The following is a 13,615-nucleotide window of genomic DNA, read 5'->3' as shown; positions in this document are numbered from 1 at the left end:
CGACACATTCAGTAACTTCATTGGCCGGCGTATTGCGCCTCCGAGACCTGCTCCGCCCAGGTGACGGTCTGGCCGTCCTCGGCTTCAGCGATGGCGATGTGGGTCATGCCACTGTTGGCCGTGGCGCCGTGCCAGTGCCGGGTGTTCGGCGGAATCCAGACAGTGTCGCCCGGACGGATTTCCTGACGCGGGCCACCCTCTTGCTGCACATAGCCAACGCCAGCGGTGACGATCAGTGTTTGCCCCAGCGGATGGGTGTGCCACGCCGTGCGTGCGCCAGGTTCGAAGGTCACCGTGCCGCCGGCGATGCGCGCGGGCGCGTTACCTTTGAACAAGCCATCAACGCGCACAGCGCCGGTAAAGTTTTGCGCCGCTCCCTTGATCGAGGGCTGGGTACCGTTCGGGGTAATGCGGATTTCACTGGCAGCCTGGGCTTCTGCGGTCATGAGTGAGAAAGCCACGAGTGGCGCGATCAATCGGTTCATCGGATCAACTCCGGTCAGGCAATGAAAGCGGCGCCGCACGCAGCGCCGCGTTGGGCAGACTCAAAGTCCGGTCATTTTCAGTGCCGACTCCGGCAGGCGTTCACCGTGCACCTGAATTTGCGCCATCTGCTCGTTGATCACGCGCAGATCATCTGCGCTCAATGGCAACTCGACCGCGCCCAGGTTTTCTTCCAGGCGATGCGGTTTCGTCGTACCCGGGATCGGCACAATCCACGGTTTCTGTGCGAGCAACCAAGCCAGGGCCACTTGTGCCGGCGTGGCGTGTTTGCGTTGCGCGACGGCTTTCACCACATCGACCAGCGCCAGATTGGCCCTGCGCGCTTCAGGGGAAAAGCGCGGGACGACATTGCGGAAATCGCTTGCATCGAACTGCGTGTGCTCGTCGATCTGACCGGTGAGGAAACCGGCGCCCAGCGGGCTGAACGGAACGAAGCCGATCCCCAATTCTTCCAGCACCGACAGCAGTTCCAGCTCCGGCCCGCGCCAGAACAGCGAATATTCGCTCTGTACCGCCGTGACCGGTTGCACCGTGTGAGCCCGGCGTATGGTCTCCACACCCGCCTCAGACAGGCCAAAATGCTTGACCTTGCCCTCGGCGATCAGCTCCTTGACCGTGCCGGCGACGTCTTCGATGGGTACCTGCGGATCAACGCGGTGCTGATAAAACAGGTCGATGCAATCGGTGCGCAGACGCTTCAACGAGGCCTCGGCCACGGCGCGGATATGCGCCGGGCGGCTGTTGGTGCCGCCGCCGCGTGCGCCGGTGATCAGGTCGATATCGAAGCCGAATTTGGTAGCAATGACGACTTGCTCGCGGATCGGCTGCAAGGCTTCGCCCAGCAGTTCTTCATTGGCGAACGGGCCATACGCTTCAGCGGTGTCGAACAAGGTGACGCCTTGCTCGTGGGCCGAACGAATCAGCTTGATCATGCTGGTTTTGTCGGCAGCCGGCCCATAGGCCGACGTCATGCTCATGCAACCAAGGCCCAGTGCGGACACTTTCAGGCCATTGCCCAACGTGCGGATTTTCATGATGTCTCTCCGTACAGAATTCGATTAACGCGTGAGGGGGTGATCGCTCAGCCAGCCATTCACGCGCTCCATGGTCTTGCGCTCTTGCTCACCCTCCATCACAAAACCTTCCAGAACCTTAGTCTTCGGCGCGTGCTTGACGAGCACGCTGCGACTGTTGCCCAAGCCATAACCGCCGTGGGTGTTGAAGGGGATGAGGGTCTTGCCGGTCAGGTCGTGGGCGCTGAGGAAGGTGCGCACGATGGGCGGCGCGGTTTCACCCCAGATCGGAAAACCGAGATAAATCGTGTCGTAGTCGCTGAGGGCGTGAACCTTGTTTTGCAGTTCGGGTTCGAAGCCGCTGTCACGCTCCTGACGCGCCTGTTCCACGGTTTGCAGATAGTCCTCGGGGTAGGCGTGGGCCGGGCGAATCTCGAAAAGATCGGCACCCAGCCCACGCTGGATCAGCCCGGCAACCACGCGGGTATTGCCCGAGCGCGAAAAGTACGCGACCAGAATCCGCGAGCCTGAGCGCGGTGTTTCACTGGCGCCTTGTGTGTCGGCGAGCGACAGCAGCGGAGCGCTGGCCAGTGCGGCGATCACCGTGCGCCGCAGCGGATCGTGATCGTTGCTCATCGACCGACACGCGCTTTAAGGGCCTCGGGATAGCGCTCGCCTTCGATGCGGATCTGCGCCAGCGCAACATCAATCGCCTTCAGCTCGGCGGCATCGAGCGTGATGTCCGCGCCGCCGAGGTTTTCTTCCAGGCGATGCAGTTTGGTCGTGCCCGGAATCGGTACGATCCACGGCGCTTGCGCCAGCAGCCAGGCCAAAGCGATCTGCGCCGGTGTTGCGTGTTTCTGCGCGGCGATTTGCCGAATCAATACCACCAGCCCCTGATTGGCTTTCAGCGCCGACTGGCTGAAGCGCGGCACGATGCTGCGGAAATCGTCGCTGCCGTAAGTGGCCTCCGCCGACACCGTGCCCGTGAGAAAGCCCTTGCCCAAAGGGCTGAATGGCACGAAGCCGATGCCCAACTCCCAAAGCGTCGGCAGGATTTCCTGTTCGGGCTCGCGCCACCACAGCGAGTATTCGCTTTGCAGCGCCGTGAGCGGCTGCACCGCGTGCGCACGGCGAATGGTCTGTGCACCGGCCTCCGACAGGCCGAAATGCTTGACCTTGCCTTCGCTAATCAGGTCTTTCACCGTCCCGGCGACGTCTTCGATCGGCACGTCCGGATCGACGCGGTGTTGGTAAAGCAAATCGATGTAATCGGTTTTCAGTCGGCGCAGCGAACATTCGACGGCGACCCGAATACGTTCGGGCCGGCTGTCCAGAGTCTGCTTTGTGTTGTCGGCACCGACGGCGAAGCCGAATTTGGTGGCGATCACGACCTGGTCACGAACCGGGGACAGCGCCTCGCCGACGACTTGCTCATTGAGATAAGGGCCGTAAAACTCGGCGGTATCGAAGAAGGTGACGCCTAGATCAACGGCCTTGCGAATCAGCGAGATCGCTTGCGGCGTTTCTGTCGCTGGACCGTAGCCATGGCTCAAGCCCATGCAGCCAAAGCCCAAAGCTGACACTTGCAGTGAACTGTTTCCGAGTGTGCGCTTGTGCATGTCGATCTCCCGTCAGACGTTGGGAGCACAGTAAGCGAGCGTGAGTAAGGGCACTAGACGGGTAAATCGGCAAGGGTTTATGAGGCTCACTCATCAGTCACTCGATGTGTCGACCGCGCTCTGCCGGTATCTGTATGTGAGCAAAGGTCTCCCCGAAGGGATAAACACCGTCAATAGCCAATTTCTGTCACATCGTTGCGTAAAAGCCTCAAGATGGCCCTAACATCCGCGATAAATAGGGAACTATTAACGTCCACAAATAGACTGAGCTGCTGTTGCGACGTCGCACGAAACAATTTCTACAAAAAATGGAGCACACAATGGGCAGGGCACGCGATGAGTTTGATTTTTGGTGGGGTACGTCCGGGTCGTGGGTGGAACCGCCGAATGTGCGCCGCAGCGGCACCAGCGGTGTCCAGCTGATTGTTCAAGGTGACAAGACATTTTTTGTAAAGCGTCAGACCGGCCATTTGTTCCGCAGTCTGCGTTACCCCACTGGCCGACCCACCGCATTGCGTGAAGGCGTTGCCCTTTCAAGACTCGAGCAACTGGGCGTGAATGCGCCAAGACCGGTATTTTATGGCGCGAGAAAAGTTGACGGCCTATGGCAGGGTGTTCTGGTTACCGAAGACCTGGGTGGCTTCATCGATCTGGATACCTGGTATGGCCAGGGCGCTGCAAGCCTGTTGACCACAGCGCAACATCTGCGACTGCTTGAACGTTTAGCGCAAATGCTGGCGCGGCTGCACTCGGGCAAATGGCAGCACGGTTGCATGCGTTCCAAACACATCTTTATCAAGGCGTCGATTACCGACGCTGACTTCGATTTTGAACTGGCGCTGCTGGACCTGGAGAAGTCTCGCGGTCGTGCTACGGCAATGGGCGCGGCGCGTCACGACATTCCTCAACTCAGACGGCATTCTTTCTGGGATGAGTCGCAGTGGCGGCATTTCCTTTCCTGCTACGAGCAAGCCCTTGGCAGAACCCTGTAAGAAGGTTGTTCGGCAGTGACTCCAGCTCAATCTGCGCCTGACAATAGCACCAGCGAACGCCGTCCGGGTTGGTAATGCTCACGCTCAGGCGTGGGTTGGCGGGCGACCGCAACAGTCGCCCGCTGACTGCTCAGATTTGCGCCTGGCCGCCGTCAACAAACAGCTCGATACCGTTGACGAAACTGGCGTCATCCGAGGCCAGGAACAACGCGGCGCTGGCAATTTCATCAGCCTCACCGACACGCCCCATGGGGATCAGCGACGCCAGGTAGTCGAGCAAGCCCTGCTGTTGAGCGGCATCAGGGCCGGCCAAGTCAACCAGGCCAGGCGTGCGGGTGGCGCCGGGGCTGATGGTGTTGATGCGCACCTGGCGGTCTTTCAAATCCAGAATCCAGTTGCGGGCAAATGAGCGCACGGCGGCCTTGGACGCGGCATACACACTGAAGGCGGCGGTGCCCGAGCTACCCGCCGTAGAGCCGGTGAGAATCACCGAGGCTTTTGGGGCCAGCAGCGGCAGCGCCTTTTGCACAGTGAACAGCACGCCTTTTACGTTGCGATTGAAGGTGTCGTCGTACTGCTGCTCCGTGATGTCACCCAGTGGCAGCATGGATCCACCGCCGGCATTGGCGAACAGCACATCGATCCGACCGTGGGTCGCGCCAATCTGGCGATACAACGCGTCCAGCTGATCAAGGTTGGTGGAGTCCACCTGCACGCCGGTGGCGTTGCCAACTGCGGTAACAGCGGCGTCCAGTTCGGCTTGGCGACGGCCCGTGATATAGACGTGAGCGCCTTCCTGAGCGAAGCGTTTGGCGGTGGCCAGACCGATGCCTGTAGTGCCGCCGGTTACCAACGCAATTTTGCCTTCGAGTTTGTTAGTCATGGTGTTTCTCCCGTATTTCGATTGAGTGAGTTGCGGTGTGGGAGAAGCTTATCGACGGGGAAAAACTTTCAAAATAGAATTGCCTGAAACCTATCGTTGCAGAAATGAAATGAGCAGACTTCCGGATTTCGAAGGGTTGGCAATGTTTGCCAAGGTGGCCGAAGAGGGCTCGTTCGCCGGCGCGGCACGCGTCATGAGCGTGTCGGTGCCGACGGTATCGCGGGCGGTCGCCCGGTTGGAGGCGCGTTTGGGTGGGCGCTTGTTCAACCGTACGTCGCGGCAACTGGCACTTACTGAGTTCGGCGCGAGCATGGCGGCCAAGGCGGGTGAGATTTATCGGCAGGCTGAAGAGGTAGAAAGCGAGGCTCAGGATTTATCGGTCCAGCCCCGCGGCCAAGTACGTTTGGCGATCCCCATGTCGTTTGGCTTGCGTTGGGTGGCACCGCTGATGCCGCAATTGCTGCGCCAGTATCCCGAGCTGTCGATTGATCTGCACCTTTCAGATGCCTCGGTAGACCTGATCGCCGAGGGCTTCGATGCCGCTTTGCGCATCGCCGTATTGCCGGATTCCTCGCTGGTTGCACGGCGCCTGTGTGCCGTCACTCAATACCTGGTCGCTTCACCGGCTTATCTGGATGCTCATGGCCATCCTGGCCACCCCCGCGAACTCGCGTCCCGCACGTGCCTGAGTTATGCCTACCGGGCCCGCAGCCAAGTGTGGCGGTTCACCCATCAAGACGGCAGCGAAGAAGACGTGGTGCCCAGCGGCCCGCTGAGAGTGACCAACTCGGATGCGTTATTGCCGGTGTTGCTTGAGGGCTTGGCTATCGCCGAACTGCCGGAGTTTATTGCCAGCGAGTACCTGAAAGACGGGCGCTTGGTGGTGGTGCTACCGCAATGGAGCATGGCCCGTGGCGGTTTGTATTTCGTCACCCCCTCGGCGCGTACACGGCCGGTAAAGATCAAAGCGCTGTCGGACTTTTTTGCCGAACATCTAAGCCAGCCTGAATGGCGATGGCCGTCATGAGACGTTGGCTTTCAATTATGAAACGATGATTTTCATTAACGTCTGTTTTTGAAATCGAAGGGGTCCCTTAACGTAGTCAGGTCAGCACCTGCAGTGTGCCCGTCCCTTATGCGTTTCGGAGAAAGTCGTCATGAAAAATGCCGTGGAGTTACTGCAAAATTACCTGGATGCCATTCAGACACCGTACCTGGCGGCAGCACTTTTCGCGGAGGATGGCGTGCTCGAGTTGCCGTACCTGGCGTCGCTGGGCATACCCCATCGCGTTCAAGGCCCTGCCGCCATCGAGGGATTCATCGGCTCGTTGCTCGGTAAAGTGCCGGATTTCAAATTTCACAATGTGCGCTTTTTGATCGACACACCCGATCAGGCGTTTGCCGAATACAGCGTAGAGGCCTTGGTGCCTGCCACTGGGCGCCTCTACCGGCAAATGTACGCCGGCCGTCTGGTGGTCAAGGACGGCAAAATTCAGCTGCTGCGCGAATCCCTGGATACCGTGGCCGCTGCCAAAGCGTTCGCGCCGGATGATTCAGAGCGAGGCCAATAAGTCGCGATTATCCCGGTAGGGCGGGCAGGGACTGGTGCTGGCATGGATCACTTCCCTCAGTGGGCGTTCGAGCGCAGATAATGATGCAGTTCCTCACCCACCACTTCGAACGCCTTGGCGATCCGTTTGATTTTGCGCAAGTCACTGTGCATCGCGATCCACACTTCGACCTCGAAGCCGAAGCTGTCTGGCAATACGTGAATCAGCCCATGACTTCTGGCGATAGGTATCGGGCAAAGACCGAAGCCCAATCCCGCTTTCAATGCAGCCAGTTGCGCAAGGTGGTGATCCGTGGCAATCGCGAAATGCTGATCGGCTTCACACAGCCCGGCTTCGACCAAGCGACGCAAGTCAGCTGAGCGACGGTCTGGCCCGATCAGCGGCCGCTGGCGCAGCGACGTCAGGCTGACGGGCTCACCATAACGCTCCAGGCACTCGGCACTGGCATGGACGCCGATCCGCAAGCTACCGACCCGCCGCACCACGATATCGGCCTCCATCGGACGCATCAGGCGTACGGCTATATCCGATTGCAGCCTGGCGATGTCTTCCAGTGCGTCGCCGATGCTCAGTTCGAGCTTCAGTCCAGGATGGTCGTAATGGAAGTTCCGCAGTAAAGCGGGCAATACCTCCACTCCCAGCAACTCGCCACAGGTCAGCCGCACCGTGCCGTGGTCCACCGACGTTTCAGCGCTGGCCGCCCGGTTGAAGGCTTGCGCGGCGAGATCCATGGCCTCGACATGATCGATGAGGCGCTGCGCCCCACTCGTAGGCGTCAGGCCTGAGGGCGTGCGGGTGAACAGGCTCAAGCCGAGTGTTTGCTCAAGATGATCAAGGCGTCGGCGGGCGGTGGCCTGCGCAATCCCCAACAACTTCGAAGCACCGCTCAGGCTGCCGGAGCGCAGCACCGCAAGGAACACCTGCTGGCTTTCCCATTCAAGACCGCTCATACATTCTTGACCAACAGCTGCTCCTTATTTGCTCTTCTGCTCGGACGAGTGAAAAGCGATCATGCGCGCCGAACTTATCCGGGCGTCATTGTAAGGAGTCAACGCATGAGATTCACCGGTCAGTGTCTATGTGGACAGGTCAGCATCGAAATCGAGGCGCAGCAACTGCCACCGCTGTATGCCTGTCATTGTCTGAACTGCCAGCGTTGGAGCGGCAGCGCATTCGGCCTGCACATGCTATGCGCGGCTTCGGCAGTGCAGGTGACGGGCGAAACGGCGACCTTTGTACGCGAGCACCAAGGGCATACCTCCACGCAACAAGCCTGCGGCGAGTGCCATACCCGCCTGTTCAACGAGACAACCGCCGCGCCCGGCATGCGTGTGGTGCGGGCGGGAGTATTGGAAGGTACGGAGCACTTCACGCCGGTGGCGCATATCTGGACGCGACGCAAACAACCCTGGCTGGTTCTGCCGCAAGGCGTTGCACAATGGGAGGAGAGCCCGACGCCCCAGGCGTTTGCCAGCGCACTCGGGTAAAGGAGCGTACTCCTGAAAAATCCGGAACAAAGGGGCGGATTTTTCTGGAGCACCAAGGTGACACTAACAATGTCCGTTATCGGCAGTCTGCGGAAGTAATCGAACGTTCGCCTTGGCTTTCGCCAAGTCGCTGGATCGAGTCAAATAATCTGAACCCCGCCCGAACGCCCACGCCTAACGATCAGCTTGTGTTCATTCGCACAGGCCCGGTGCCAATACCGGCACAATTCGAGAGGTGGTCAACGTGGCTAAAGACGAGAAGAAAAGCAAAAAAGACGATGCTTCGAAAGCCAGCAAGGACTTGAAAGACAAAAAGTCCTCGCCGGAAAAGAAATCGGCGGCAGCCTCGACGCTTTCCAAGTCTTCCGACAAGAAAGACAAGAAGAAAGACGCCGAACCGAAAAAGTCTGCCAAGAAAGCCGATAGCAAGCCGGAAAAGGCCAAGGATGCAAAGAAGGCTGACAAGTCGGCGAAAAAGAAAAAGTAATACCTGCGACTCGCCAGGGCGTCATGCCCTGGCGTGCATGTGTTTAAACAGTCTCTTCAACCCTGCGCGCATCCCCCAATGAATCACGCTGCATCGACTGCAGGTTTTTCTCGATGGTTTCGCACAGGGCCTCCATCTGAATCTGGTGCTCACTATGGCGAAAAGGGCTTTGCAGGTCGGTGCCGATGCGCTCGATGGCCAGCAACATGAAGCCCACCACGGTCGAGGCGAGCGGGGTGAACCAGCCCAGCGACTCCACCAGTCCAACCGGCACAATCAGGCAGAACAGCGAGATAAACAGGCGCGGGAAATACACGTAAGGGTAGGGCAGCGGGGTATTGGCGATCCGCTCCATCCCGCCCTGGCTGTTGGACAGCTCGACCATGGTCGATTCCAGCCGCGCCAGACGAATGCTGTCCAGACGCCCGGCCTTGTATTCCCGGGCCAGCAACGCCGCGGAACCGGTGAGGATGTCGTTGGCGAAGTTGTTGGTGGTGCCGCTGCGGGCGAACTCATCTGCCGGGATAAACGCGCGGACCTCCTCCGGGCAAGGCTGACCTTGCAGGTGCGCGGCGAGGCAATTGACGTACGCCACATGGCGGCGCAACAGCGTCGCCTTCACCGGGTTGATTTCGTTTTGCGGATCATCCAGCAGCGTCAGCACCTGCCGGGCGAAGCTGCGCGAGCTGTTGATCATCATGCCCCACAGCGTGCGCGCCTCCCACCAACGGTTGTACGCGCTGCTGTTGCGGAAACTGATCAGCACCACCAGCGCTGAACCGAGCAAAGTCAGAGGCATCAGCGGCAGGTTGATCTTGGCGTTGAGGAACAACATGAAGTCGACGGTGACGGCGATGTCCCAGAGCAACAGCCAGAACAGCGACCAGCCCACGTAACCCATGGTCTTGATGATCAAGCGGTATTTTTTGACGATGGTGGCTTTCAAGCGGAAACCTCGTGGCGAGCGGTAAGCGTTAACGCCCTAGCTCCGACGCAGGTTCGGGGGTAAAGGTTCGGTGTTGACTGAGCATCTTGGTTACGACAATTGTCAGGCAATAAAAAACCCGGTCATTACGCCGGGTTTTTTATTGCCTGCAGTTCTGCCAGAAGTCAGAGCGAAGCTTTCACCTGTAAACCAAACACCAACGCATTGTCGATGTCCTGCCCGGAAAACGCCCCCGGTTCGATGATGTATTGCAGGTTCGGGCGCAGTGTCAGCCAAGGCGTGGCCTGATAACCGTAGCCAAGTTCGATCAACTGCTCGCCACTGTCCAGGTTCGGGAACTGCGTGCCGTTGGCCATGGCGGCGTCCTGCTGCACGTCGCGGCTGCGCGGGTTAGGCACGGCGCGGCCGTAGCCCAGGGCGACGGTGTCACGCGGGCGACCTTCGAACGGTTTGTACAGCACCAGACCGGTGCCATACCACTTGCTGAATGGCGAAGCCGCCTCGCTGGCTGCCGAGTATTGGCCGAACGCATGCAGGCTGCGGCCCTCGGACGATTGCGAACTCCATACCGCCTGATCAATCAGCAGGTAATGCCCGCCACGCCCGGAGACTTCTTTGTCGCTGCCGATGCGTTTCACGTCCGAGCTGTCGTAGTAGTAACCCAGCTTGTATTCGCCGGGCAATTGGCCCGCGTGCTTGTACACCAGCTCGATCGGCACCACGGTGCCGGTGGTGTGTTTCGGGCCCAGATGCCAGGCGCGGCTGGAGTTGCCGTTGCTTTCCGGATCGACGTTGAACGCGGCCACGCGCAGTTGCCACGATGGGGACAAGTCGTACTTCACCCGCACGCCCAGGTGCGCGTTGGGGTAGTTGGTCCAGCCACTGCCGCCGGACATGTTCAGCGGATGGCCGCAGAAACCGGCGTTCATGAAGTTGCACAGAATGCCGCTGTCCAGACCACCGAGGTCGTTGCCCATGGCCATGTAACCCAGCTTCACGTTGAGCGCCGGGGTGAACAGGCTGCGCTCGTAGCTCAGCTCGGTCAGGCGGGTGTAGAGGCCGCCGTAGTTTTCCTGGATCGGCAGACGGTTGCCAACCAGGTCTTCGGAGGCGCTGTTGCCGCGGCGGTCGTTGATGGTCAACTGGACCTTGCCGGCGTTCTCTACGCCATACAACTTGCTCAGGTCGAACTGGGCACCGAGCTTGATGTTCTGCGAGTAACGGCCGGAGCGGTGCAGGCCGCCATCGGCGTTGTAGGCCATTTCACCGGTGTAATCGCCGGTGAATTTGATGCCGTCTTCGTCCATCTGGTGACGCAAGCCACCCCAGTCACCGGTCAGGGTATTGCGGGTCAACAGGTTTGCATCGGTATCGGCGAAGGCGGGCAGGGTGGCGCTGCAGGTCAGGCCCAACAGCACGCCGTTGACCCAGCCGTTACGAGTAAAACCAAACATGGAGATCTTCCTGCTCAAAGCGGTAGCAATATCGGAAAGCGGCGCGGCACCCTCAGGTGCCGCGCGCAAAAATAAAGCGCCCGTGTTCAACACGGGCACTGCGGTTTACGGCAAGGCGTAAGCCATCACGTAGTCGCCGCGGTCAGTCGACTGACGCGCGCCGCCAGCGGTGACAACGATGTACTGCTTGCCGGTTTTCGGCGAAACGTAGGTCATCGGGCCGCCCTGGCTGCCGACCGGCAGACGCGCTTTCCAGATTTCCTCGCCGTTGCCGCTGTTGAAGGCGCGCAGGTAGAAGTCCTGAGTACCAGCGATGAAGATCAGGCCACCTTGGGTCGACAGGGTGCCGCCCAGGGTTGGCAGGCCGATCTTGATCGGCAGGTGCATGCGGATGCCCAGCGGACCGGTGTCTTCAACGGTGCCGACCGGAACCTGCCAGGCGACTTTCTGGGTCTTCATGTCGATCGCAGTCAGGGTGCCGAACGGCGGCGCCTGGCAAGGAATGCCGGCCACCGACAGGAAGCGGTTTTTGTTCACCGCATACGGCGTGCCTTTGAGCGGTACCGCGCCCATGCCGGTGTTCAACGCTTCGCCACCGGACGAGGCTTGAGCCTTGTTCTGCGACGGAATCATCTGGATCCACAGACCCAGGCGCATGTCGTTGACGAAGATGAAGCCGTGGACCGGGTCAGTGGAGAGGCTGCCCCAGTTCATGCCGCCCAGCGAACCCGGGAAGCTCAGCGATTTGTCGGTACCCGGCGCGGTGTACAGGCCGTCGTAACGCATCGATTTGAAATCGATCCGACACAGCAACTGGTCGTACGGGGTGGCGCCCCACATGTCCGACTCAGTCAGGTGCTGGGCACCGATCTGCGGCATGCCCACCGATTTCGGCTGGGTTGGCGAGTACGGTTCGTTCGGGATGTTCGCGGCTTTGACCGGGACTTCTTTAACGTCGGTCAACGGCTTGCCGGTGGCGCGGTCGAGCACGTAGATCTGCCCAGCCTTGGTGCCGATGACCAGCGCCGGAACGGTTTTGCCGTCCTTGGTGAAGTCGATCAGGCTCGGCTGCATCGGCAGGTCGAAGTCCCAGAGATCGTTGTGCACGGTCTGGAACACCCAGCGTTCATCACCGGTGGTGGCGTCCAGCGCGAGCACCGAGGCGCCGTAGGTGTGATCGAGTTTGCTGCGTTCGACACCATAGATGTCGGTGGACGAGCTGCCCATCGGCAAGAACACGGTGTTGGTCGCCGGGTCGTAGGACATTGGCGCCCAGCTGTTCGGCGTGCTGCGCACATACGTGCTGCCATCGCCCGGGGCCTTTTTATCCTGCGGGTTGCCCGGGTCGAAGGCCCAGCGCATGGCGCCGGTGATCACGTCGAAACCACGGATCACGCCACCCGGCATGTCGGTTTGCACGTTGTCGGCCACACGACCGCCAACCACCACGGTGGTACCCGCCATCAGCGGAGCGGAGGAGAGCTGATAGTAGCTGTCCGGCACATCGCCCAGACCGGCCTTCAGATCAACCTGACCGTTGTTGCCGAAACCCTGGCAGAACTCGCCGGTGTCGGCATCGACCGCGATCAGGCGAGCGTCGATGGTGTTGGTCAGCAGACGGCGCTGGCAATTGGCGGCAGGCGCCGGTTTGACTTCGATGATGCTCGAATTGCTTGGCTGAGCGATGGCCTTGGTGGCATCGAAATAGGCCATGCCACGGCAACGCTGCCAGACTTTCGATTTGGCGTTGATCGCGTTCTTCCACAGCTCTTTGCCGGTGTCGGCATCCAGCGCGATCAGGTTGTTGTGCGGGGTGCAGATGAACACCTTGTTGCCGATCTGCAGCGGGGTGAGCTGGTCTTCGGCACCGTTGCCATCGCTCTCGGCGACGTCACCGGTGTGGTAGGTCCACGCCACTTTCAGTTTGTCGACGTTGTTGCGGTTGATCTGGTCCAGCGCAGCAAAGCGGCTGCCGCCCTCGGTATTACCGTAGTGCGCCCAGTCTTTTTGCGCCTTGTCTGGCTCAACCGGGGTCAGGCCTGGACCCGTGCCGGTGGCAGCGACAGTCGGGTGCGCAACGAACATGTTGCCGGCAGCCACCGCCAGCCCCACGGCCAGGACAGCGGCAACGCCGTAAGCGGCACGCCCCGGCACGCCACCGTTGGCACGCTTGAGCAGCGGGTAGACCAGCGCCACCACCAGGCCTACGGCGCTGAACATGAACAGGCGCGAGAACACCGGCCAGAACACCAGCCCGGCATCGCTCACCGCCCAGATTGCGGTACCGACCAGAAATGCCGCGAACAGCCAGGCGCCGGCCGTCTTGAAGCGAGCGATCAGCAGACCGGAAACGGCCATCACCAGACCGCCCACGAGGAAGTACCACGACCCTCCCAGGCTGACCAGCTTCACTCCGCCAGCCGCAAGTGCCAGGCCGAGCAGGGCGATGATCACCCCCAGCCCGACCAGAATGAATTTTGATATGCCCGAGAGGCGTTGACTCTGCTTCACGTTGAATGTCCCGTTGAAATGAGGCGTGCATTATATAGATAGGTAACTACCTAGTTAAATCACTAATTCAGAATGAAGCATAGATCAACGCCGCTACGCGGGTTTGCGGGCAGGCGTGAGCGCTCACGGGACCGGCAAGGGCTGG

At 60.2% G+C, this 13,615-nt stretch carries 15 protein-coding genes; 6 read left to right on the top strand and 9 right to left on the bottom strand.

Translation table 11 applies throughout. The features are described from left to right. Positions 1 to 17: 17 nt before the first annotated feature. From KVQ82_RS15315 to KVQ82_RS15300, 4 genes are read right to left on the bottom strand one after another with little or no spacing between them, the layout of a single operon-like run. Positions 18 to 485 (bottom strand): cupin domain-containing protein, encoded by a 468-nt coding sequence (locus KVQ82_RS15315; RefSeq protein WP_222019344.1) that lies wholly within the window; start codon positions 483 to 485, stop codon positions 18 to 20. A gap of 60 nt (positions 486 to 545) precedes the next feature. Continuing rightward, the gene (locus KVQ82_RS15310; RefSeq protein ID WP_222019343.1) at positions 546 to 1,538 is read right to left on the bottom strand and encodes an aldo/keto reductase; all 993 of its coding nucleotides are present in this window, start codon (positions 1,536 to 1,538) and stop codon (positions 546 to 548) included. A gap of 24 nt (positions 1,539 to 1,562) precedes the next feature. Beyond that, complete coding sequence (locus KVQ82_RS15305; RefSeq protein ID WP_121185477.1) at positions 1,563 to 2,153, bottom strand: flavodoxin; 591 nt, start codon at positions 2,151 to 2,153, stop codon at positions 1,563 to 1,565. Next, positions 2,150 to 3,139, bottom strand: coding sequence for an aldo/keto reductase (locus KVQ82_RS15300; RefSeq protein ID WP_222019342.1), 990 nt, complete (start codon positions 3,137 to 3,139; stop codon positions 2,150 to 2,152). The genes KVQ82_RS15305 and KVQ82_RS15300 overlap by 4 nt, the downstream gene beginning before the upstream one ends. A 320-nt stretch (positions 3,140 to 3,459) precedes the next feature. Here KVQ82_RS15300 and KVQ82_RS15295 point away from each other — a divergent pair, with 320 nt between their 5' ends. Next, entirely contained in the window at positions 3,460 to 4,131 is a 672-nt protein-coding gene (locus tag KVQ82_RS15295) for a lipopolysaccharide kinase InaA family protein (protein WP_086791250.1), read from the top strand. 130 nt (positions 4,132 to 4,261) lie between these two features. On the opposite strand, the gene KVQ82_RS15290 is transcribed toward KVQ82_RS15295, so the two are convergent. Beyond that, the gene (locus tag KVQ82_RS15290; protein WP_047294458.1) at positions 4,262 to 5,014 is read right to left on the bottom strand and encodes an SDR family NAD(P)-dependent oxidoreductase; all 753 of its coding nucleotides are present in this window, start codon (positions 5,012 to 5,014) and stop codon (positions 4,262 to 4,264) included. A gap of 109 nt (positions 5,015 to 5,123) precedes the next feature. Here KVQ82_RS15290 and KVQ82_RS15285 point away from each other — a divergent pair, with 109 nt between their 5' ends. Together KVQ82_RS15285 and KVQ82_RS15280 are read left to right on the top strand one after the other, a co-directional pair. Beyond that, positions 5,124 to 6,041: a LysR family transcriptional regulator gene (locus KVQ82_RS15285; protein ID WP_041063980.1), complete on the top strand. Its 918-nt coding sequence runs from the start codon at positions 5,124 to 5,126 to the stop codon at positions 6,039 to 6,041. 130 nt (positions 6,042 to 6,171) lie between these two features. Next, positions 6,172 to 6,585 (top strand): nuclear transport factor 2 family protein, encoded by a 414-nt coding sequence (locus KVQ82_RS15280; RefSeq protein WP_222019341.1) that lies wholly within the window; start codon positions 6,172 to 6,174, stop codon positions 6,583 to 6,585. Positions 6,586 to 6,641: 56 nt separating this feature from the next. Here KVQ82_RS15280 and KVQ82_RS15275 read toward each other — a convergent pair whose 3' ends face one another. Then, positions 6,642 to 7,535, bottom strand: coding sequence for a LysR family transcriptional regulator (locus tag KVQ82_RS15275; protein ID WP_222019340.1), 894 nt, complete (start codon positions 7,533 to 7,535; stop codon positions 6,642 to 6,644). Between the two features lie 105 nt (positions 7,536 to 7,640). Here KVQ82_RS15275 and KVQ82_RS15270 point away from each other — a divergent pair, with 105 nt between their 5' ends. Both KVQ82_RS15270 and KVQ82_RS15265 read left to right on the top strand, forming a co-directional pair. Beyond that, positions 7,641 to 8,072: a GFA family protein gene (locus KVQ82_RS15270; RefSeq protein WP_222019339.1), complete on the top strand. Its 432-nt coding sequence runs from the start codon at positions 7,641 to 7,643 to the stop codon at positions 8,070 to 8,072. Positions 8,073 to 8,307: 235 nt separating this feature from the next. After that, entirely contained in the window at positions 8,308 to 8,559 is a 252-nt protein-coding gene (locus KVQ82_RS15265; RefSeq protein WP_222019338.1) for a hypothetical protein, read from the top strand. Positions 8,560 to 8,602: 43 nt separating this feature from the next. On the opposite strand, the gene KVQ82_RS15260 is transcribed toward KVQ82_RS15265, so the two are convergent. Beyond that, the gene (locus KVQ82_RS15260) at positions 8,603 to 9,505 is read right to left on the bottom strand and encodes a bestrophin family protein (protein ID WP_222019337.1); all 903 of its coding nucleotides are present in this window, start codon (positions 9,503 to 9,505) and stop codon (positions 8,603 to 8,605) included. A 164-nt stretch (positions 9,506 to 9,669) separates the two neighbouring features. Next, positions 9,670 to 10,959 (bottom strand): carbohydrate porin, encoded by a 1,290-nt coding sequence (locus KVQ82_RS15255; protein ID WP_222019336.1) that lies wholly within the window; start codon positions 10,957 to 10,959, stop codon positions 9,670 to 9,672. Between KVQ82_RS15255 and KVQ82_RS31585 the strand changes: the two genes are divergently transcribed. Beyond that, the gene (locus KVQ82_RS31585) at positions 10,958 to 11,080 is read left to right on the top strand and encodes a hypothetical protein (RefSeq protein WP_260688108.1); all 123 of its coding nucleotides are present in this window, start codon (positions 10,958 to 10,960) and stop codon (positions 11,078 to 11,080) included. The genes KVQ82_RS15255 and KVQ82_RS31585 overlap by 2 nt on opposite strands. Here the strand turns inward: KVQ82_RS31585 and KVQ82_RS15250 are convergent. Next, positions 11,065 to 13,470 (bottom strand): glucose/quinate/shikimate family membrane-bound PQQ-dependent dehydrogenase, encoded by a 2,406-nt coding sequence (locus tag KVQ82_RS15250; RefSeq protein ID WP_222019335.1) that lies wholly within the window; start codon positions 13,468 to 13,470, stop codon positions 11,065 to 11,067. The genes KVQ82_RS31585 and KVQ82_RS15250 overlap by 16 nt on opposite strands. Positions 13,471 to 13,615 lie beyond the last annotated feature (145 nt).

Origin of the sequence: Pseudomonas sp. AO-1 (genome assembly GCF_019775695.1) — a bacterium.
Taxonomy (GTDB): Bacteria; Pseudomonadota; Gammaproteobacteria; order Pseudomonadales; family Pseudomonadaceae; genus Aquipseudomonas; species Aquipseudomonas parakoreensis.
This window is presented reverse-complemented; position numbering and strand designations above follow the sequence as displayed.